The following is a 21,789-nucleotide window of genomic DNA, read 5'->3' on the forward strand; positions in this document are numbered from 1 at the left end:
GGAAGCGTGTGATGTCGGGACAGCCTCGGGCCAGTTGCGATGCGAAGCACCATCGTCGGTGAGCGTCGTGGTCACGACGCTCACGACGATGGACGTTGGTCCATGGTGCCCGGATCCATGGTCCTGGGGGTGGGACTATTCGCGATCGTCGGACTTCTTGCGACGGCTGAGGAGGAAGCCGCCTCCGCCGATGACCACGATGGCTGCGACGGCGATGCCGATCCAGCCGCCGGCACCCATGCCGCCGCCCTCGCCGGAAGCGTCTTCCGCGTTGGCGGGTTCGACCGAGGTGTAGCCCCAGTAGCCGACCTGGTTGGCGATGATGCCGCCTTCGGTGGGCTGCTTGGTGAAGCCGGTGAACCGGTCGGAGCGGAAGGCCTCGAGCTGGTTCGGGTACCACAGCGTGATCGACGGGGTGTCCTCGTAATGCTGCGCGAGCGCCTGGTGGACCAGATCGGCGCGCTTGCCCTCATCGAGTTCGACGTGCTGCTGCTGGTAGAGCTTGTCGAAGTCCTTGTTGCAGTACCCGTCCTGGCTGGTGCCGCCGTTGCCGTCGGCATCGGGACGCGAATCGCAGGTGTTGATGAACAGTTGGTAGTCGGGGTCCGGGCCGAGTGACCAACCCGAGAAGTACATGTCGTAGTCACCCTTGGTGGTGCGCTCGGACACTGTGTCGACGTCGCTGGCCTCGTTCTTGAGGCTGATGCCGATGTCCTTCATCCACGGTTTGAGGAACTTCGCCGTGTTCTGTTCGACCGTGGCATCGGCGTCGGTGAGGAAGCGCAGCTGAAGCTTCTCGCCGTCCTTTTCGCGGATACCGTCGGAGCCTTCCTTCCAGCCGGCGTCGTCGAGCAGCTTCTTGGCCTTGTCGACGTTGAAGCCGGTGATCGCCGGATCGTCCTTGGGAAGCGCCCACGTCTCGTACACGGCAGGCACGAAGCTCGTGGCCGGCTGCCCGTAGTCCTGCAGCACCTGGTCGCGCAGGGTGTCGATGTCGATGCCTGCACGGATGGCCTGCCGGACCTTCTTGTCCTTGAGCGCCTCGTTGCCGGTGCCGAATTCCTTGTTCTCGGCGTCGGCGAGTCCGGAGTTGATGGAGATTCCCTGGAACCTGCGGCCGTTGCCCTCATTGGTCTCAACGTTCTCAGCGTTTTCGATCGCCTTGAACTGTTCGGGTGTCAGGCCGGTGATGAAGTCGACCTCGCCGGAGCGGATCGCCTGGACCTGAGCGTCGGAGTTCGTGTAGTAGCGGTACTCGATCTTGTCGAGGTTGGGCTTGCCGCGCCAGAAGTTCGGGTTGGCCTTGAGTGTGACGGACTTGTTCGCCTCGTAGCTCTCTAGCTGGAACGGCCCCGAGCCGACAGTGTCCTCTTCGTTCTTGAACTCACCCGGTTTGTCGACCTTCGACCAGATGTGCTCCGGCACGACGGGGATCTCCTGGCCGGGATTGTTCGCCTGGGGCTCCTTGAGCGTGATGACCAACGTGGACTCATCGGGGGCTTCGACCTTGTCGAAGTTCTCCACGAGGGCGCCGTTGGCGACCGCCATCTCCTCCTTCTTCATGATCTGGTTGTATGTCCAGGCGACGTCTTCGGAGGTGAGCGGTTCGTCATCGGACCACTTCATGTCGGGCCGCATCTTGTACGTCCAGACCTTGCCCTCGGAATCGGTGTCCCATTCGGTGGCGAGACCTTCCGAGACCTGAGTGTCCTCGGCACTGTTGGCGACGAGGTTCTCATACATGTACTTGAACGTATTCGTCGGCATCAGATAGAACGAGGTGAACGGATTGAACGAGTCGATGAACCCGTCCGTGGCGATCCGCAGCACCTTTGAGTCATCTGCTTCTTCGGTCGCGGCCTGAACGGGAGCCGTGGCCATGGAGCCGACCAAGGCCAGTCCGGCCAGACCAGCAAGGCCTGTTACCAGCCGCCTGCGCAGCTTATGTGGAGCGAACATCATTGTCCTTTGTCTCGTTATGGAGATTCAGTTATCAGTCGTTGCAGGTGAGAGCCTGCTCACACTTCATCTTAAGTTCTCACGAACTCAATTCGGGGCAAGCGCGCCCTGTCGTTTCGCGCCATTCTCACCCGCTTTCGCCGGTCCGGTCCGCAGCGGTTGAATCCGAACTTCTCCCGCCTCGGCGAGGACCTCTGCGATGGTCTGTCCGCGCCGGATGAGCGAGAACTCAATCTCGCCCTCGCCGAGGTGGTCGTGGGCTTCGGTTTGATCGTGGACTTCCGCGTCCACCGAACCCGAGCTCACCCGGTACCCGAACACCGGCACCCGCGGGAGCAGGTTGTAGGAGAACGGGTTGGAGAAGTAGTAGGCACCGGTGTCGGGCACGGCCACGATGTCGCCGGCCTCGAGGCGTGGGAGCATGCGATCGCGGGCCAGCAGGTCACCGGCGAAGCAGGCGGGACCGGCGACGTCGGTGGGCACCTCCTCGGCGGATTTGGGAATGCCGTCGGGGTCGAAGGGGAGGATCCGCAGCGGCCAGTCGGTGGGGGCGTAGGCCGTGCGGGTGGCGACCTGGACGCCGGCGTGGGTCATGGCGATGCGGCGGTCACCGGTGGTCTTCGCGTATTCGACGTGGGTGAGGATGGTGCCGGCCTTGGCCAGCAGTGCGCGGCCAAATTCGGTGATGATGTCGAAGTCGAACAGGTCCGGGACCTGCTTCTCGAGCACGGCCCGGTATTCGGCGAAGGTCGGGGTGATGTCCTCCCCGGCGAAGTTCACTGGCAGTCCCCCGCCGATGTCGATGCGGGTGACCTGACGCGCGCTGCTGCGTCCGTCTGCCTGGGGTGATTCTGGATTCCACTGCGCGGCGCGCGCGTTGACGTCCTGCGCCAGTTCGACGACCGCTTGAACTCCCGCAGCGGCCTGGTCGAGGCTGATGCCCTGGGACCCCGAGTGGACGTGGATCTGGTTGAGCCAGGGCCGTGCCAGGTAGGCCTCGATGAGTGCTTCGCGAGTCCCGGGGTCGGCCAGTCCGATGCCGAACTTCGAGGTCTGGGTTGCGGTGGACAGCGCACCGATCGTGCCTGTCCCCGATTGCGGATTGATCCGAATCCCCACCCTCGCCGAGGTGGTTCTGCCCTCGAGGAGCGCATCGAGCCGCTCGAGTTCGGAGAAGTTGTCGATGTTCATCGACACCCCGAGGTCAACGGCGCGCTTGAGCTCGCTCAGGGTCTTCGCCGGGGAGTCGAAGACGATGTTCTCCGGCGCGAACCCGGCGGTCAGAGCCAGTTCGAGCTCGCCCGGGCTGGCTACCTCGCAGCCGGCACCCGCCTCGGCGTAATAGCGCAGCAGCGGCTGCAGTGGAACTGCTTTGCAGGCCACGGCGTGGAGGACGTCGTTGTCTCCGGCGAAAGCTGAGGTCAGGCGCTCATATGCGGTTTCGACCTGAGCGAGATCGATGAGGCCGATGACCGGGGTCTCGTCGTCAAGCCTCGGCGTCGGAGATTCGGTGCCGATCGGCTCCGTGCTGTTCGCTACTGCCTTGATCGCTCGATCCCGGCTGACCTGGACCGACGGTCCCGACTGGCTGCTGCGCATACTGTCCTTAGCTAGTGGTGTGGTGCCACTGTAGAACGCGGTCACCAGGACGAACGGACAATAATCTGCCAAACTTTGGCGTGCCTCCTTGTGAGAATCGCACAGCCGGCCGATGTAGGGCGTCAGCGGGTCAAAGCTGCTCACGATCGAAGACGAGCACTGCAAATTCCAGCCACAGGCGACCTGCGCGCTCTGCCGTCGACAGTCCCGTGATCTCTTCGATCCGGTTGAGACGGTGTCGCAGCGAGTTCGTGTGCACATGCAGACGGCGGGATGCCTCGGCGGAGTTGCCGACGGTGGCGAAGTACACCCGCAGGGTCTCAAGCAGCTGCCCCTGGTGCTTCGCATCATGATCGGCCAGCAATCGGGCAGGCTCGGTGATGCGAGGACCCACGGAGCGCAGAGCATCGGCGGCTTCGAGTCCGACGAGTTCGGCTGCGACGTCTTCGGCCGTCGCACCACGGACCAGGCCTTGGTCGGACCCGGACGCAGACGCCGCGGCGGAGGCCGGGGCGGACGCGGAGCCTTCCGAACTGGAAGCATCGCGTGTGGGCCTGCGAGTCAGCAGCGCATCGACGACGTACACCGCCTCGGTCCACGAACGGTGCACGTGGTCCAGGCGCTCAACTGCGGTGCCCACCCCGAAGTGCAGCGGCTCGGTCTGAGACAGGGACCGCTGCAGCGCCGAGACGACGTGGTCTCTGATGGCAGCGGCAGTGAGACTCTCACTCATGTGCACGAGCACGGCCAGATGGCTATCGGCCCCCACGTGGGCGAGCACGGCATCGGCGAAGGCGGCCCGCAGATGGAACCTCAGCACGGGCTCTCGGTCGGGGGCCACCTCGGCGAAGGCCAGGGTTGCGTAATGCCCGGAGAAGGGCAGCGCGAGCAAAGTTGCGGCCGGGCCCAGGTCCGGCGAGCCGCCGAGGATCGAGCCGAGAGCCTCGCGGCGGATGCGCTTCTCGAACGGGGAGCGGCGCAGGGTCCGCAGCATCACCGGGACCGCAGCTCGGGCGGCATCCCGGAGTACCTCGCGCAGGGACGCGGGATCCACCGCGTCGGGGTAGGCGGCCCAGATCGTGCCGAGCAGCTCACCCTCGCTGCGCAGGGCGATGACCGACCGGGCAGGAGTGGTCCCGGCAGCTGGTCGCTCGACCACGTCGGTCGAACGGCGCACCACGTCGAGGAACCCGGATTCCTCGAGTTCGGCGATGCGCCAGTCGGGGATTGCTCCGGAGAGGATGGTCTCGCGTCGAATGTCATCGATCTCATCGCCGAGGTTGGAGTGCGCCAGCACTCGCGAGGCCGGGTCCTCGATCGTGATCGACGCCCCCGTCATCTCCGCGATGACCGCGGCCAAAGCACTGAGATCATCGACATCTGGCCAGGCCAGGGCGCTCGAGGCACCCTCATTGAGCTGCCGCAGATGGACCAGCACCTCGGACCACGTCACACCCGTGGATCGTTCCAGCAGAATGGGCGGCGCTGACGTGTCTGCCCCCTCGCCGAGGTGAGCGTGCGTTCCCGGCGAAACGACGAGTGCCGCGGCACCCGAGTACCGCGCGCGAATCGTGTTGAGCCTGCCCGGACCGTCCACAGTTTCGGTGACGAGGACAACGGCCCCCGCGAGTCCAGCCGGAGAACCAAGAACACCGGCCGAGGCTCTGAGATCAAGGTCGAACTCGATGCGAGTGACTTCGACGTCGGTTTCGGTCTGGGTCAGGGGAAGCAGAAACCCCGCGGTCTCTCGCAACAGGCGGGAGACGCGCAGGGCATTCGTTTCACTCATATACCCACTGTAGTCAACGGCGCACCCACGCACCTCGTGACCCCGTCAACTACCGAACTTGTTTGTGCTTCAGACATTCCGCAATTGGACGGGGATCGAACGCCACCGCCAACCAGTCGATGGATCGTTCTCACCGTGCCTGCTCAGGTACGCTTCCACTTTCTGACGCGTCTCGTGACTTCCATACTGCACTTCGATGATCGCCCCGGAACACAGTTCCACAGCAACGGCATCTGAATCATCGAACGTTGGAAAGTCGGCAAGCGAGTCCTCGACGACTCCCCGCGCGGGCACTTCATCGCAGTCGACATGCGAATCTTGGTTGTCATAGAGGACGTCTTGTGCGAGGTCGGACCGGATGAAGAGGACAGCGACGAGAACCAACACTGAGCAACCGACGCCGACGGACATGAGAACCCACAGTGCCTTTCGAATGAACTCCGTCATTCCGGAACGTAGAACTTATGTTGGATGGCACGGATGACGAGCTGCGCCAGATTCTTCGCATCCAGCTTGATCCGCAGATTCCTGGCGTGGGACTTCACCGTATAGACGGTGACAACTTGTTGTTCGGCGATCTCCGAGTAGTCCATCCCCTCACAGATCTGACGCAGCAGGAGCTTCTCGCTCGGAGTCAGAGTCGGCACCGTGCTCGGACTGTCCGCGGAGATATCGCCGCTGATCATGATGTCCTCCGCCAAGGAACGCAGCAGGGCCGGAGACTCTCCAGCGACTGCCGCTCGCGCGACGCGAACGAGTTCGGCATCTGTGGCGGACTTGTTCACCGCCGCTATCGCTCCAGCCTCGAGAGCTCGTGTGATGCCCGGCCCGGGCGAAACAGTGGTCAGCACAACGATCGTCGCCTCCGGGTTGAGACACATGATCTTCCTGGCCGCATCCACTCCGCTCATACCCGGATGCATGTTGACATCCATGAGGACAAGATCCGGGCGATGACGATCGAACGCTTCGATTGCGTCCTCACCGGAGTGCTGAGGTTCTAGAACTGTGAACCCTCCGTCGTCGACAAGAGCTGCAGCCACGGCTCTCGTCGTCCACGAATCGTCGTCGACGATGAGCACGACTATGCGCTCGTCTGCTGGCGAGCTGTCGTTCTCTAACCCGACCGAGCCGCTCATACCCTCTCGCTCTTCGTCGCCGATTCGTCACGGTCGGCACTCGTTTCGAGAGGCGCTGCGGAGGGCTCCGCCGCGGTGAAATCGTCGCGGGCACAGACTGCGTCGACCTCGTCTCCGTCACCCGAGGCGTGAAACCTGAGTGGCTGAACGACTTCGACGACGACGCGCCCCTGGTGAGTCGATCCCGTGGTGCAAGACCCGCCCAAGGCCTGAGCGCGCCGACTGAGAGATCGAGGCGGACGCGTCAGCGAGGTCGCAGCCTCATTCTCCGTACGGAATCGCAGGACAGCCGAGTCGTGTTCGCCACGATCCACGTCCACGGTCAGACTCGATTCGGTTCCCGGCAGGGAGTGTCGGATGACGTTCGTCGCCAGCTCCCGCATAATTGCGGTGAAATGTGCGCCCAGCACCGGGGAGGCAAATCGGGGCAGGGTGCCGACATTGAGCGTCAACGACACACCGCCGGCGGCGCAGCCGTTCTCAATGGACGTGGCCAGTGCTTTCGCCTCGGCCTGCAGTCGAATCCTGATCTGTCGCTCGTCTCCGTCACTGAGTTGTGTGACGAGCTGACGCAGGCGCTTCGACGCCTCGGTGTTGACCAGGGCGAGCTCGGCGAGCTGACGGTTTGTGCCGAGATCCCGCGACCCCCTGGCCAATGCCTTGATGATTGCGCCCTCTGTTGCGAGTGAGTTCGAGATTGTGTCGTGCATATCGCTGGTGAAGCGTGCACGCAATGACTCCACCGCCTGCTGGTGTTCCACGGCGGCGCGCTCCCGGCGTTGGATCTCACGTTGGATCCTCAGTTCGACGAATCCGGCGGCCAGGCCGATCAGTGAGTACGTGAGCCACCCATATCCGAAGTCGATGAACCCCGCAATGCCGCCGTCGTAGGCCGCCAGCTCGGTGCACGTGATGAGATAGGCGACCAGTCCCACTGTGCCGACAGCAGAGCCGACCCAACGCCGGTGGCTGAGCAGTACAGCAATGGCGAAGATGAGCGCCTCGGGGAACATGTTCTCCAGGTCGGGATAGAGCACGACGAAGACGAGGCTCAGCCCTGTCGAGACGAACACCGTCGCCAAAGGGAAGAACGGGGAGAGAACGATGAGAGCATAGGCGCAGACGAGGAGGAGCATGTATCGAGGTTCATCGATCTCGAACGACCCCGGAATCAGCACAGTCAGCCCCATGATGAGGGCGAGAAGCCGCATAGGCAGATCCACGAAGCGCGGCCCACGGAATACGAGCCACAATCTGTTGGGCGTACTCATGGTGCCGTCGTCTGTCGCTGATGTCATGGAGCCTATTGTGCTATACCCTCGTTCCCGCCGAAGCAGGCGGATCTCATACTTACGTGCGATGCCTGTTCGCGACAAGCAGGCTAGCGTTGTAAAGGCACTCCCCACAGCAGCACGCCCCTCGTGAACAACCCGGACCGTCCCCCTTTGGAACCGGAGATATCACCTCGTCCCCTTGACCTGGTGATATCACCGATATCCGACAGTGTGCTGGCCCCTGCCGCCACTGCCCGAGTTGGTGCCAGCATGACAGTTCTGAGAGAGAAAATAGCTAGCTACGAGCCTAAATTCTGCCTTTCCAGACTGCTTCTCGCTATATAGAGGCACAGCTCGTTTATGCCGATAAGAAATACGCCGGACCCAAGCAGAACGGCGCCTGGGACATTCATTGCGGTGAAGAGGAGGACGATTCCAGCAATGAAGAGCGGGTAGCTCAACCCGGTGAGGAGAACGGAACGGCGGGCCTGCCCACGCATGTCACTCATCACCGACCTGGATTGTGTATTTGGTGTTTTTGTAGGTCACGACTCCGGTGACCAGTTGTTTCACGTGGACGATAGCTCCCTTGAACGAGATTCCGCTGTTGACGTTGTGGATGCACGTCTTTTTGCCAGGCTTCTTCTTCGTCGCACCTCCGCTGACTGACCCACTGCTGCCAACTTGGAGCGGTTGAGCACCACTCCCGTCCCACTCCACACCATGCTGACGGCGGCCCAGCTACCAAGTACAAGGTAGCTGGACCGCCGTCAGGTGGTTCTAGAGCGAGTTTGGGCGCTCTGGGTCAGATCGAGCCGGGGACTTCTGCTCAGCCGAGGATCTCGCCGAGGCCTGCTTCGATGATGTCGAATGCTTCATTGAGCAGTTCGTCTGAGATCGCCAGCGGCGGCAGGAAGCGCAGGATGTTGCCGAAGGTTCCCGTGGTGAGCACGAGGACGCCGTTGTTCGCACAGTAGTCGGCGATCTTCTTGACCAGGTCCGGGTTCGGATCGATCGAGTCGTGCTGGACGAACTCGGCGGCGATCATGGCACCGCGGCCACGGATGTCACCGACCTCTGGGTACGTGCTCTGGAGCTTGGTGAGACGTTCGGTGATGATCTCGCCGATGTGAGTGGCGTTCTCGACGAGTCCGTCGTTCTCATAGGAGGCGATGGCGCCCAGGGCAGCCGCACAGGCGACGGGGTTGCCGCCGTAGGTGCCGCCGAGGCGACCCGGTCCGACCGAGTCCATGATCTCCGCGCGACCGGTCACGGCCGAGAGCGGCAGACCGCCGGCGATGCCCTTCGCCGTCGTGATGAGGTCGGGGACGATGCCCTCCCATTCGGAGGCGAACATCTTGCCCGTGCGGGCGAAGCCGGCCTGAACCTCGTCAGCGACGAAGACGATGCCCTTCTCGCGGGCGTACTCGACCAGCGTCGGCAGGAAGCCTTCGGCCGGGACGATGAAGCCGCCCTCACCCTGGATGGGCTCGATGACGATCGCGGCGACGTATTCGGAGCCGATCTGCTTCTCGATCATGGTGATGACGCGCTTGGCCGCATCCTCGCCGCTGACCTTGGTGCCGGCCGCGTCGTTGTCGCGGAACGGGTAGGACATGGGGGCGCGGTAGACCTCACCGGCGAACGGACCGAAGCCGGCCTTGTAGGGAGCGGCCTTCGCGGTCATCGACATGGTCAGGTTGGTGCGACCGTGGTAGGCATGGTCGAACACGACGACCGCATCGCGACCGGTGTGGGCACGGGCGATCTTGACGGCGTTCTCGACAGCCTCGGCGCCGGAGTTGAGCAGGATCGAACGCTTCTCGTGATCGCCGGGTGTCAGGCGGTTGAGCGCCTCAGCGACCTCGACATAGCCCTCGTACGGGTTGACCATGAAGCAGGTGTGGGTGAACGCTTCGAGCTGTTCGGTAGCGCCCTTGACCACGCGGGGGTTCGAGTTTCCGGCGGTCGTCACGGCGATGCCTGCACCCAGGTCAATGATCTGGTTGCCGTCGACGTCCTTGAGGATTCCGCCGCCGGCGGCGACGATATAGGCGGGCAGGCTCGAGCCGACTCCCGGTGCTACTGCCGACTTGCGTCGTTCCTCGATCTCACGGGACTTCGGCCCGGGGATCTCGGTGACGATCTTACGTTCCTGCGGCAGAGCTTCGCCGCCAATTTCCAAAGCTGTCATAACGAGAAGATTAGAGCCTATCGACGGTTCTTGTCACTTACCGTCCGCAGGCTGGTCAGATCACGCGAAACTCGGAACCAGACGATGCGAATTCAGTTGCCGTCGGCGCAGCTGTCAGAGCATGCGAAACGTGCTCACAGAACGGTTCCAGACCGCTGAGCGAACCGAGGATGCAGTTTCTACCCGCGGTTTTCGTCGAGGTCGAAATTCAGCGGTTCTGATTCCGCATGTCGACGTCTCTGTTGCGGCTGGGCAGGTCGAGATCGTGTTCGCGCACGGGCGCGACGATCGTCTCCTGGGCCCCGACCACACGGGCCGCGTCCTCGCCGAGATCGAAGCTGAGCTGCGCTTCAGCGGAGAGATTGCGCTTGACCACGGCCAGGCCGATCGGACCCAGCTCCCAGTGCAGGGCGACCGACGACAGCTGCCCCACGGAACGCTCGGCTCCGCGGACCTCAGCGAGCACCTCGGCGCCGGCTTCGGGCTGGATGTGCCCGGATCCGTCGAGATGGACGAAGACGAGTCGACGAGGCGGCTGGCCCAGGTTGTGCACGCGCGCCACAGCCTCCTGGCCGCGGTAGCAGCCCTTGGCCAGGTGCACCGAGGTGCGCAGAAGGTCGAGTTCGCCGACGAGCGACTTGTGGTCGATTTCGTTCACACCGGGACGCCAGGCGGCGATCCGCAGGGCTTCCCAGGCGTCGAAGCCGGCCATCGTGAAGTCATTCGCCGAGGTGGCCCGCAGGTCAGCGCGGGCGATGATGCCGATGACGAACTGGGTCTCGAGTCCGGGGTGATCCTCCCCTGCCACCCCGAGGCCGAGATCAACCTGAGCGTACGAGGCCGAGCCGGTCCCGATGTGCGGCCAGGGGTCGGTCCACAGCTGGGTCACCGGCAGGCTGTCCGGCAGGGCGACGAGTGCGCCGATGCATTGGAACTCGTCGCTGACGTCCTCGATCGTCACCCGCATCATGAAGACCATCTTGCGCAGGAATTCGAGGGTGTCGTCGGTGCGCAGCTCGCTGATCGCCCACAGCGTTTCACCGTCGTCGACGAGCTTCAGCCAGCCTTCGATGCGGCCGTTCGGGTCCAAGACCAGAGTCTCTGTGGCCACGCCCGGGGCAAGGGTGTCGAGCTTCTGCGTGGTGATGGAGTTCAGCCAGGTGAGACGATCTGCTCCACTCAGACGCAGGATGCGCAGGTGGGCCAGATCGACGATCGCGCCCTTTTCGAGCAGTGCCCGCTGTTCACGCAGCGGTGAACCGTAGTGCAGGGGCGTGTGTGCCAGTTCGCCTTCGCCGAGGACCGCGGTGGAGCTCAGCGGGCGGCTCAGCGATGAGGGACGCGACTGCGCCGCCTGCGTCTCCGCAGCGTCGGCTTCGCCGTCATGTGCGTTCGAGTCGGGGTCGACCATCTCAGGCAATCTTCTTCAGTCGGGCCGAGGAGTGGGTGGCGAGCTCGTGGCCCAGTGCGGCCATGTCCCAGGCCCACATCAGTTCTCCGCCGACGAGGCCGTACATGCGGGTCGAGGCCGTGTACTCCTTCGCGGTCTTGGTCCGGGCGACGACATCGGTGCTGAGATCGATGCGCGGTCCCTTCACGTGACCTGCGTAGAGTTCCATCACTCCGTGGGGGTGGACGATCTCGGCTTCGATCTCGAATCCGTCGTCATTGGTGCGCAGGGTCTCCACGGCCGCAGCCGTGGTGAAGCTCGGGTCCTCGGTCGGAATGAGCATTCCCGGGCCCACGTCACCGGCATCGCGCGGACGCACGAGCTGCCAGATTCCTGTCTCCAGGGTCAGGGTCGACTCCAGTTCCCCGTCCTCACTCAGCAGCCACGCATGCGCGGTGTACTGCAGGAACGGTGTTCCGGGGTGGGCGGTGAATTCGACGCGCTGCCCGAACTGCTTCTCCGGGGTGTCTGCGTAGCCGACGACTCCGACGCCTTCCCACGAACCGATCAGCCAGGACAGGGGAACGAGCTCGGGATGTACCGAGGAATCAAGTTCGATCATTGAGTTCAGCGATTGTCTTTGAACAGCGCCGTGACGACCTTGACTCCGACGCCCAGGGCGCCGAGTGCGGCAATGCCGACGAGACTGGAGAAGACGATTTCGAGAGCGACGAGGTTATCCATGCTCCCAGTCTACATTTCCATTCCGTGGTGCGCGCACCCAGGCCGAGGTCAGAAGGCGATGCGCTCGAGGGAGTAGACGACGACACCGCCGAGTGCGATGGGAGTCGCGCCGAGCGCGAGCTGGACGGCGAAGCTGCGGGCCTTCTCCACGTTCTTCTTCAGCTCGAGGTTCTGGGACAGCTCAAGGCTCACGGCCTGATATTTGCTGTGGGCGATGAGTCCGAGCATGCGGTCGACTCCGGCGACCAGGAGACCCATGATGGCGCCGAGGATCAGCGAGACGGGCAGGCTGAGAGAGCTCTCGAAGATGAGGACCGAAAGGATTCCGGCGACCGCTGTCGACATCGCAATCGCCAGCGGTGAGGTGTAGATCGCGGGCCAGGGCAAGGCCGTCATGCAGCCTGCGACGATGAGCGAGACGAGGCCCACGACGATGGACTCTTTGTCTCCGGGAACGGTGATCGCGGCAACCCACGTACTCGCGGACAAGGCGATGACCACGCCAGCAACCTGCGCCGAGACGTTGGCCACGGCGTCCGAAGCACCCATCCCGCGAGTGAGATTCTGCACGAAGGTCCACAGCAGACCGAGACCCGCCAGGACCGGGAGCCAGTCCAGATAGGGTGCCGTGTCATCGCGGTACGCCGCGAGCAGTCCGGCCGCACCGAAGAGGAAGAGCATGATCGAGGTCGCGCGGGGCTGCGGTGAGTCCGTGAGCCGGGGCCAACCGTAGGCCACGCCGAAGACGATGAGTCCCGTGGCGAGCAGGAACAAGGTGTAGCCCCAGTACACGGAGGCACTGAGGGCCAGGGCCAGCACCAGGGCAACAGCTACTCGAATCCATCTGATCACAGGACTATCGTGCCTTACTCGGCCGCGAGGACGCGATTTGAGCCGGTATCGGCGATCCCCCGCCGATGCTCGGGTCGCCCGCGATCACCGACTTTCACGGCCAGCAAGCCGCCTTTTACAGACAACAGGCAGCCTTCCACAGGCATCAGACCTCCGCTCGCGGGCATCGGACATGAGTCACGTCCGAACCTGGTCACACCTTTGCGCACCAACCTACGCTGATGCGCACCAGTTCAAACGGATCGCATCAATTCATCCCGATCGGTCAGCACCCAGGCCCGGACAGGCCATACGGAGGACACCATGACAACGATGAAGCCGATTTCACCCAACGACCACTACTTCGACCACTACCTCTTCGACAACGGCTCGGACCTCGGAGCGCAGCAGCTCAATTCACTCTCCGCCCTCTTCGACGGGACCACCCGTTCGGTCCTGAGCACCCTGCCCCTCCCCGCATCACCGAACAGTCTGGAGATCGGGGCAGGAAACGGCTCGGTGGCCCGGATGATCGCCGAGCAGACCGGCGGGCAGGTGGTGGCGATCGACCTCGACACAACACACCTGCCACGAACGCCCGGAGTCGAACCGCACCGTCACGACATTCGCGAGGGAGTCCCCGCTGGCCCCTTCGACCTCATCCACGCACGGCTCGTCCTCACCCACCTGCCCGCGCGACGAGAGATATTCGCCCAGCTCATCGATGAGTTGGCCCCCGGAGGTTGGCTCGTTCTCGCAGATGTGGGCCTTGCCGACGAGCTGCTGGTGGCGCCGGAGGAATCCGATCATGATGTCTGGCGCAAGTACAACGATGCGGCGTACCGGCAGGTCGGTCCGGCCGCCGGACACGACTATCTGTGGGCCGAGCAGACCGAGGCAGCCATGTTCGGTGCCGGGCTCAGCGAGGTTTCCGCAGAGCACCTCGTCCCGCTTGCCCGCGGCGGCGGCCCTTGGGCCGTCTACCAATCCAATCTCAGCAAGCAGGCCGAGGCACCGCTCCTGGCCGCGGGGCTGAGCATGACGGATATGGACCGCTACCGCGCCATGCTCATAGACCCCGAGTTCCGTGCGCGTTTCTTCTCACTGACATACACAGCAGGACGCAAGCCGACCTCATAACCGGCCTCCCCTCCTTTCACCGGCGCCCCGGCAACCCCCTCCCCAGGCTTCGGGGAGGCACACCTTCGCACCCTCGGTATACTTTCCCCAGGCCGCATCTTCTGCGGTCGCACCGAGTCAGAGGAGGTGGGACGAGTACATGCGAATCCTGCACATCTGCCCCACCGCCCGGATCGAATCCCCACTGGCACCGGAATCCCTGCAGTACCTCGGCCATCAGATCGAACGCCTCGGCCTCGAGCAGCTGAACTCGGCGGCCTCCGATCTGAGCGCTGCCGACGTCATCGTCGCCGATGCCTGCCTTGATCTGTCCTTGGCCCCTGCCATCGCCGAGGCGGTGGCGCGGGCTCGCATCAGTGCTCCGATTCTCGTCGTGCTCAGTGAAGGCGGCCTGGCGACCGCCTCGGCGAAGTGGAATGTGTCCGATATCGTCCTCACCACCGCCGGCCCCGCCGAGGTGGAGGCCCGCCTGCGTCTGGCCCGTGACCACCACCTGTCGACGGCGTCATATGACACCCCCTCGCGAGGAGGCGGCGGCACGAGCACAGCCTCAGCGCCGTCCATGTCCGGAGGCTCACGTACCGAGAGCGCATACGGCAATGGGTCGTGGGGCAGCGAGAGTGACCCCATGATCGTCGTCAGCGGGGCCCTGCGTATCGACGAAACCGCATTCACCGCGCACCTCGGCAAACGCAGCCTCGATCTGACCTACCGCGAATTCGCCCTGCTGAAGTTCTTCGCCATGCATCCCGAGCGCGTCTTCACCCGTGATGAGATCCTGCTCGAAGTATGGGGAGACGACTACTACGGCGGCACCCGCACCGTCGATGTGCATGTCCGACGTGTGCGTGCGAAACTCGGCAAAGACTTTGAGAACGCCATCCACACCGTGCGCTACGTCGGCTACCGTTTCAGCCCCGACTCAGCAGCAGCCCGCGGGGACTCCGCGAACGTACACGATGACCCCGCGGCTGCCCACAACGGTGGAGCAGTCTCAAACACAGACGACAAGTCGGAACCCGACAAGGTGCCGGAAAATGACAAGATGTCGGCGCATGACAAGGTGTCGGCACCCGACGAAGAATCAGCACCTGAAGCACAGCCGGAGTCGAACGAGGAGGACGTGAAGGTATGAGAATCGAAGCCAGCGGAGCCGTGACCGGGACCCCGATCGCCACCCTCGCCGAGGCGGAAGTGGCCTTCCTCGACAGTGTGGCAGCAACCGATGGGTCCGCCGAGATCTCCGGTGGGCTCCTGGCCATCGCCACCGGCGAGGACGAATCGCATTCCGCGCAGACGGCATCGAGCGTGTGGCGGGTCTACGCCGACGACGCGGCAGGCTCGAGCACCGCCGACGAGACTCTCATCGGATACGGCATCCGCGCCCTGCAGGGCGATCGCCATGCGGCCGAATTCCTCATCGCTCCTGACCATCGCGGCCAGGGCCTCGGCGAGGAGCTGCTGTCGACGATCATGCAGGAGGAGCCTTCCTCCTGGTGCTGGTCACACGGTGACCACCCCGCAGCCCAGAGGCTCGCGGACAAGCACGGCCTCGGCCGCGACCGAGTGCTCTATCAGATGCGCACCGAATCCGGACTCAGCCTGGCAGACCTGCCGCAGACCTCGGCTCCTGAGGGCGTCACGATCCGGTCCTTTGCCCCTGGCGATGAGGAGGGCTGGCGGCGAGTCAACAATGCGGCATTCGACTGGCACCCTGAGCAGGGGTCGCAGACGGCAGAAGACTTCGCCGAGGTCATCGAAGCACCCGACTTCGAACCGGATTCGGTGATCCTCGCCACCCGAGATGATCAGGTCATCGGATTCCACCAGACCAAGCTCACGGACACCGACGATGAGGGCCGCCTCGGCGAGGTCTATGTTGTCGGGGTCGATCCGAGCATTCATGCCAAGGGCGTGGGCAAGGCGCTGACGATCGAGGGCATGCGGCGGATGGTGACAGCCGGAGCGACAGCGATCGAACTCTACGTCGAGTCCGACAATGCACCGGCGCTAGGCTTGTACGAGCGGCTGGGATTCCATGTCGCGGTGGCGCATGTGTCCTATGCGCCGGCTTCCTCGACCGAACGCAATCAGGAGTAGAGCGATGTACGACATCAGCGCAGTCGGAGCGGAACTGGGTCTGCCGGATCCGGAGGATCGATTCCTCGACCGAGAACTCAGCTGGTTGGCGTTCAACGAGCGTGTCCTCGACCTCGCCTCAGACCCTGACATGCCGCTACTGGAGAGGGTCCGCTTCCTCTCGATCTTCGCCACCAACCTCGACGAATTCTTCATGGTGCGCGTCGCCGGCCTCAAACGCCGCATCAACACCGGCCTGGCCGTGCCCAGCGTCACCGGGCGGATGCCGCTGCAGGTGATGCACGCGATCGGCGTCCGGGCCCACGAACTCATGACCCGCCATGCCGCCCTGCTCAAGGACGACATCGGGCCCCGCCTCGACGCGGAGTCGATCACGAAGGTCCAAGTGGACGAGCTGACCGAGGACGAACGTGCCCGGGTCGACGAATTCTTCGCCGGCCATGTCTTCCCGGTCCTCACCCCACTCGCTGTGGACCCGGCCCACCCGTTCCCCTACATCTCGGGACTCTCGCTCAACCTCGGCGTCCTCCTGCGCTACCCGGACTCCGGCAAGGAACTCTTCGCCCGGGTCAAGGTGCCCCCGCGCCTGCCCCGGTTCTTCAATGTCGCCACGGCCACGGACCGCCCCGTCGGCCGCGATGTCCCCGCCCGCTTCGTTGCGCTCGAGGACATCATCGCCGAACACCTCGACACTCTCTTCGAGGGGATGGAGATCATCCACCACTCGACCTTCCGCGTCACTCGCAATGAGGACGTCGAGGTCGAAGAGGACGATGCGGAGAACCTCCTCAAGGCTCTGGAGAAGGAGCTCCTGCGACGTCGCTTCGGCCCCGCCGTGAGGTTGGAGATCACGGAGAACATCCATCCTCGGGTCCGCGAGATGCTCAAGGACGAACTCGGCATCGACGAGAACGAGATCTACCAGCTGCCGACCCCGCTCGACCTCTCCGGCATGTCGGATATCGCCGATGTTCCCCGCGATGACCTGCACTTCCGCAAGATGGTCCCGCAGATGAACAAGGATCTGTCCCTGCGTGAATCCAGCGACCAGGTCGACGTCTTCGCAGCGGTGAGCAATCGCGACATCCTGCTCCACCATCCCTACGACTCGTTCTCCACGAGCGTGCAGGCGTTCCTCGAGCAGGCGGCTGCGGACAAGAACGTGCTCGCCATCAAGCAGACGCTCTACCGCACCTCGGGTGACTCCCCGATCATCGATGCCCTCGTCGACGCCGCACAGGCAGGCATCCAGGTCCTCGCGGTCGTGGAGATCAAGGCCCGCTTCGACGAGGAGGCCAACATCACGTGGGCGCGCAAGCTCGAACGCGCCGGTGTCCACGTCGTCTACGGAATCGTCGGGCTCAAGACCCACGCGAAGCTCTCCCTCGTCGTCCGCCAGGAGGCTGAGGGGCTGACCCGCTACTGCCACGTCGGCACCGGCAACTATCACCCGAAGACCGCTCGCGGATATGAGGACTTCGGGCTGCTGACCAAGGACAAGAGCGTCGCCGATGACCTGACGAAGCTGTTCAATCAGCTCTCGGGCTACGCGCCCCTGGCCGAGTATTCGCGTCTGCTCGTCGCACCCACCCGGGTCCGTTCGGGGCTGACCGAGCTCATCGACAAGGAGATCGCCATCGCCGAGGCGGGCGGTGAGGGCATGATCCGAATCAAGGTCAACTCCATCGTCGACGAAGCGATCATCGACGCTCTGTACAAGGCATCCCGCGCCGGAGTCCAGGTCGAGGTCTTCGTCCGCGGCATCTGCGCCCTGCGACCAGGCATCCCCGGCGTAAGTGAGAACATCACAGTACGGTCCGTGCTCGGCCGGTTCCTCGAGCATTCGCGAACCTTCGTCTTCGGCAACGGCGGTGACCCGCTCGTCTACATCGGATCAGCTGACATGATGCACCGCAACCTCGATCGTCGCGTCGAAACCCTCGTCGAGCTCGTCGCCCCGAACCACAAGGCCGAGATCATCGAACTCTTCGACCTCGCCTTCGCCGACACCACCTCGGCGTTCGTGCTCGCCGCTGACGGCAAGTGGACGCGCAGCACCCACGATGATGAGGGCAACCGGCTCACCGAGTACCAGACGGAGCTCATCCGCCGACATCGCAAGCGTCGACAGATCGGGGAAGAGGCTTGAGCGCGAAATCGGTCGGTTCCGCACAGGCCTCCTCGCGCGTCACCGCAGATATCCTCGCCGCCGGGGCCCTGTGCTGGCGCCAGGGCAGCGAGGGCATCGAGGTCGCCCTCATCCACCGCCCCCGCTACAACGACTGGTCCTGGCCCAAGGGCAAGGTGGAGTCGAGAGAGACCCTCCCTGAGACTGCCGTTCGTGAGGTCAAGGAGGAGACGGGGCTCGACATCACCCTCGGCATTCCTCTGCCCTCGGCCGAATACATGGTCGGTGGAAAGAACCTCAAGAAGGTCTTCTACTGGTCGGCACAGGTCAAGAGCGAGAACACCTTCGCGCCGATGAACAAAGCCGAGGTCGATGAGGTGAGATGGCTTCCCGTCGGCGAGGCCCGCACGAAGCTGACGTCCTACGCCGATCGCGACCAACTCGATGCCCTGGAGAAGTACGATGCGACCGACGCCCTTCGCGCCTGGCCGCTGATCCTCGTCCGGCACGGCAAGGCCTTTCCCCGCGCGAAGTGGCATGAGACGGAGCACGTGCGCCCGCTGCTGGCGCTGGGCACCCGCCAGGCCATGGCCCTGACCGGGCTGCTCTCGGCATGGGGCACGAAGAAACTGATCTCGAGTCCTTGGAAGCGGTGTGTGGCCACGCTGGCTCCCCTGTCTGCGGCGACAGGCAAGTCGATCAGGAAGGTCTCGTGCCTGAGCGAGAAGGCAAGTTCAGCGAACCCCGACAAGACCTCGCGGTACATCGAGAAGCTGCTGGAAAAAGGCAAGCCGGTCATCTACTGCACCCACCGGCCGGTCCTGCCGCTGATCCTCTCGGTCTATGCCAAGCACGCCCCGCAGCGCATCGCGGAGAAGCTGCCGAAGGAGGACCCCTACCTCAAACCCGGTGAGATCATCGTCGCGTATGTGCGTCCGGGGGCTGTGCCTCGCATCGTCGAGTTCGAACGGATCCGCCCGATCGACGCCTGATTCTGGGCGTGTTCGTCACTGGACTTCGCCCGTAATGACTGGTCACAACGCCACCTGGAATGCAGCACTTCGGCCCTCCGACTTGTCGTCCCGACAATGATCCTTTCATGAATTCACCGATGCCTGTGATGGAGCACTCACCCGGACTTGAAGCCTTCAGGATTCATTCATCTTCCATTCACTTTGCCACTCCCCGAGCTTTACACACGATCCTTAGCGTGTAACACGAAAGATCGAGCAATCTCGAACAGTGTTCTCATATTCGAAAGGCATCTTCGTGAAGCTGAAGCACCTGGCACCATCCGCTGCAATCCTCGCAGCCGGCGCACTCACCCTGTCGGCCTGCGGCGGAACCTCCGCCACCGGAGAGGAAGCAAGCAGCGGTGGCGACAGCGACCTGCAGGGCACCCTCACCGGCATCGGCGCTTCATCGCAGAAGGCTGCGATGGACGCATGGACCGCCGACTTCGCCTCGGAGAACTCCGGCGTGACCGTCAACTACTCCCCCGATGGCTCGGGTGCAGGCCGCGAGCAGTTCCTGGCTGGCAACGCTCAGTTCGCCGGCTCTGACGCTCACCTCGACGATGACGAAGTCGAGCAGGGCAAAGAAGCTTGCGGCGCCGATGGAGCCTACGAGTTCCCCGTCTACATCTCCCCGATCGCGGTGGCGTTCAACGTCGAGGGCGTCGACGAACTCAACCTCTCCCCTGCAACGATCGCCAAGATCTTCAAGGGCGAAATCAGCACGTGGAACGACGAGGCAATCAAGGCCGATAACCCGGATGCTGATCTGCCTGACACGAAGATCACCGCCGTGCACCGTTCCGATGACTCCGGCACCACGGAGAACTTCGCCGAGTACCTCAAGGCCACAGCCGAGAAGGACTGGGACGCTGAGGTCAGCGGAGACTTCCCGAAGGACTTCGGTGGCGAAGCTGCACAGGGCACCGATGGTGTCGTGCAGACCGTTTCCGACACCGATGGAGCCATCGGCTACGCCGACGCTTCCGCTGTCGGTTCACTGGGCAAGGCCAAGGTGAAGGTCGGCGAGGAATTCGTCGAGCTCTCCGCCGATGCCGCCTCGAAGGTCGTCGACGCTTCCGAGAAGGTCGAAGGCCGCAGCGAAGGCGACCTCGCCTTCGATCTGGCTCGCGACACCACCGAGTCGGGCGCCTACCCGATCGTCCTCGTGTCCTACCACGTCGTCTGCTCGTCCTACAAGGACCAGGAGACCGTGGACATGGTCAAGGCCTGGGAGAAGTTCGTCGTCTCCGAAGAAGGACAGAAGTCGGCAGCGGATTCCGCTGGCTCGGCTCCACTGTCTGACGACCTGCGTTCGCAGATCGAAACAGTCATCGATTCGATCAAGGTTGAAGGCTGAGACTTGGCCACTGACCTGCAGAATTGATCAGTCGAGAAGCGGCGCAGCGACCCTGCGCCGCTTCTCGGTGCCTAGGGATCCGTGAACCGGATCCACCACAAGTTTCATGAGGAGCACTTGTGCCGACCAGCACACAGACCACAGAGTCCGGCCCTGCCGGAACACCTGAACCGGGCTCACGCAATGAGTCCGGGGCGGGCCAGAAGCCCAAAGCCGTCGTACGTCCCGGAGACCGGATCTTCTCGGCCGCGACGCTCATCGCCGGCATCCTGATCCTGCTCATCCTGGCAGGAGTCGCCCTGTTCCTTCTGGCGCAGTCCAAGGACACCATCGAAGCCCAGATCACCGATCCGAGCTCGATCACCGGCGGCAAGGGATTCTTCTCCTACGTCTGGCCGCTTGTCATCGGCACGCTGATCTCCTCCGCCATCGCCCTGCTCGTGGCGACTCCGTTCGCGCTGGGCATCGCACTGTTCACCACGCACATGTCGCCTCGGAAGCTCGCCCCGGTCCTCGGCTACGTCATCGACCTGCTCGCCGCGATCCCCTCCGTCGTCTACGGTCTGTGGGGAATCGCCCTGGCCGGCAACCTCACCGCGTTCTACCTGTGGCTGTCGAAGTGGTTCGGCTGGATCCCGATCTTCGCCCCAGACGCGAACGGCGATGTGTCGAACACCGGGCGCACCCTGCTGACGGCCTCTCTCGTGCTCGCCATTATGATCCTGCCGATCATCACCTCACTGACCCGCGAAGTCTTCCTGCAGACTCCCCGCCTGCAGGAAGAAGCAGCTCTCGCTCTCGGCGCCACGCGCTGGGAGATGATCCGCATGTCGGTGCTGCCGTTCGGAAAGTCCGGCATCGCCTCGGCGACCATGCTCGGCCTCGGCCGCGCGCTCGGCGAAACCATGGCTGTGGCCATGATCCTCTCCCCTGGACTGCTCACCGCGTCCCTGGTGGTCAGCGGCAATCAGACCATCGCTTCTGAGATTGCTCAGAACTTCCCCGAAGCCGCCGGACTGCGACTGTCCGAACTGATCACAGTCGGCCTCGTCCTGTTCGTCATCACCCTGCTGGTGAACATGGGCGCACGTGCAATTGTTGCCAAGACCTCGGTGAAGGGCAGTTGAGA

At 63.7% G+C, this 21,789-nt stretch carries 17 protein-coding genes; 7 read left to right on the forward strand and 10 right to left on the reverse strand.

The features are described 5' to 3' along the window. Positions 1-135 precede the first annotated feature (135 nt). The 10 genes from PGC08_RS16615 to PGC08_RS16660 form a co-directional block, all read right to left on the reverse strand. Complete coding sequence (locus PGC08_RS16615) at positions 136-1,962, reverse strand: ABC transporter substrate-binding protein (protein ID WP_271708926.1); 1,827 nt, start codon at positions 1,960-1,962, stop codon at positions 136-138. Between the two features lie 84 nt (positions 1,963-2,046). Further along, positions 2,047-3,558, reverse strand: a complete 1,512-nt coding sequence (locus PGC08_RS16620; RefSeq protein ID WP_271708927.1) for a diaminopimelate decarboxylase — start codon at positions 3,556-3,558, stop codon at positions 2,047-2,049. Between the two features lie 130 nt (positions 3,559-3,688). After that, a complete protein-coding gene (locus tag PGC08_RS16625) occupies positions 3,689-5,347 on the reverse strand; it encodes a PucR family transcriptional regulator (protein ID WP_271708928.1) in 1,659 nt (552 codons plus the stop codon). Between the two features lie 69 nt (positions 5,348-5,416). Next, a complete protein-coding gene (locus PGC08_RS16630) occupies positions 5,417-5,794 on the reverse strand; it encodes a hypothetical protein (RefSeq protein ID WP_069600898.1) in 378 nt (125 codons plus the stop codon). Continuing rightward, complete coding sequence (locus PGC08_RS16635; protein WP_125178388.1) at positions 5,791-6,486, reverse strand: response regulator; 696 nt, start codon at positions 6,484-6,486, stop codon at positions 5,791-5,793. Before PGC08_RS16635 ends, PGC08_RS16630 begins: the two co-directional genes overlap by 4 nt. Further along, complete coding sequence (locus tag PGC08_RS16640; protein WP_133067153.1) at positions 6,483-7,784, reverse strand: sensor histidine kinase; 1,302 nt, start codon at positions 7,782-7,784, stop codon at positions 6,483-6,485. The genes PGC08_RS16635 and PGC08_RS16640 overlap by 4 nt, the downstream gene beginning before the upstream one ends. 805 nt (positions 7,785-8,589) lie before the next feature. Then, positions 8,590-9,954, reverse strand: a complete 1,365-nt coding sequence (gabT, locus tag PGC08_RS16645; RefSeq protein ID WP_271708929.1) for a 4-aminobutyrate--2-oxoglutarate transaminase — start codon at positions 9,952-9,954, stop codon at positions 8,590-8,592. 208 nt (positions 9,955-10,162) lie between these two features. After that, positions 10,163-11,365 (reverse strand): CAF17-like 4Fe-4S cluster assembly/insertion protein YgfZ, encoded by a 1,203-nt coding sequence (gene ygfZ / locus PGC08_RS16650; protein ID WP_009883681.1) that lies wholly within the window; start codon positions 11,363-11,365, stop codon positions 10,163-10,165. A gap of 1 nt (position 11,366) precedes the next feature. Continuing rightward, a complete protein-coding gene (locus tag PGC08_RS16655) occupies positions 11,367-11,966 on the reverse strand; it encodes an FABP family protein (protein WP_009883682.1) in 600 nt (199 codons plus the stop codon). Between the two features lie 170 nt (positions 11,967-12,136). Further along, the gene (locus PGC08_RS16660; protein WP_240517952.1) at positions 12,137-12,940 is read right to left on the reverse strand and encodes an ammonia permease; all 804 of its coding nucleotides are present in this window, start codon (positions 12,938-12,940) and stop codon (positions 12,137-12,139) included. Positions 12,941-13,243: 303 nt separating this feature from the next. Between PGC08_RS16660 and PGC08_RS16665 the strand changes: the two genes are divergently transcribed. The 7 genes from PGC08_RS16665 (at position 13,244) to pstC (ending at position 21,787) form a co-directional block, all read left to right on the forward strand. Beyond that, the gene (locus PGC08_RS16665) at positions 13,244-14,059 is read left to right on the forward strand and encodes a class I SAM-dependent methyltransferase (RefSeq protein ID WP_271708930.1); all 816 of its coding nucleotides are present in this window, start codon (positions 13,244-13,246) and stop codon (positions 14,057-14,059) included. 139 nt (positions 14,060-14,198) lie between these two features. After that, on the forward strand, positions 14,199-15,194 hold the full coding sequence (locus tag PGC08_RS16670; protein ID WP_096161807.1) for a winged helix-turn-helix domain-containing protein: 996 nt from the start codon (positions 14,199-14,201) through the stop codon (positions 15,192-15,194). Next, positions 15,191-16,159 carry a mycothiol synthase gene (gene mshD, locus PGC08_RS16675; RefSeq protein WP_096157577.1) on the forward strand — a complete coding sequence of 323 codons (969 nt, stop codon included), beginning with the start codon at positions 15,191-15,193 and terminating at the stop codon, positions 16,157-16,159. Before PGC08_RS16670 ends, mshD begins: the two co-directional genes overlap by 4 nt. A 4-nt stretch (positions 16,160-16,163) precedes the next feature. After that, positions 16,164-18,308 carry an RNA degradosome polyphosphate kinase gene (locus PGC08_RS16680; protein ID WP_271708931.1) on the forward strand — a complete coding sequence of 715 codons (2,145 nt, stop codon included), beginning with the start codon at positions 16,164-16,166 and terminating at the stop codon, positions 18,306-18,308. Next, complete coding sequence (locus PGC08_RS16685) at positions 18,305-19,279, forward strand: NUDIX hydrolase (RefSeq protein WP_009883689.1); 975 nt, start codon at positions 18,305-18,307, stop codon at positions 19,277-19,279. Before PGC08_RS16680 ends, PGC08_RS16685 begins: the two co-directional genes overlap by 4 nt. A gap of 277 nt (positions 19,280-19,556) precedes the next feature. Then, a complete protein-coding gene (gene pstS / locus PGC08_RS16690) occupies positions 19,557-20,660 on the forward strand; it encodes a phosphate ABC transporter substrate-binding protein PstS (RefSeq protein WP_271708932.1) in 1,104 nt (367 codons plus the stop codon). Between the two features lie 236 nt (positions 20,661-20,896). Beyond that, on the forward strand, positions 20,897-21,787 hold the full coding sequence (gene pstC, locus PGC08_RS16695) for a phosphate ABC transporter permease subunit PstC (protein ID WP_193078668.1): 891 nt from the start codon (positions 20,897-20,899) through the stop codon (positions 21,785-21,787). Positions 21,788-21,789 lie beyond the last annotated feature (2 nt).

The organism is Brevibacterium sp. BDJS002, from assembly GCF_028201555.1.
Lineage (GTDB): Bacteria > Actinomycetota > Actinomycetes > Actinomycetales > Brevibacteriaceae > Brevibacterium > Brevibacterium aurantiacum.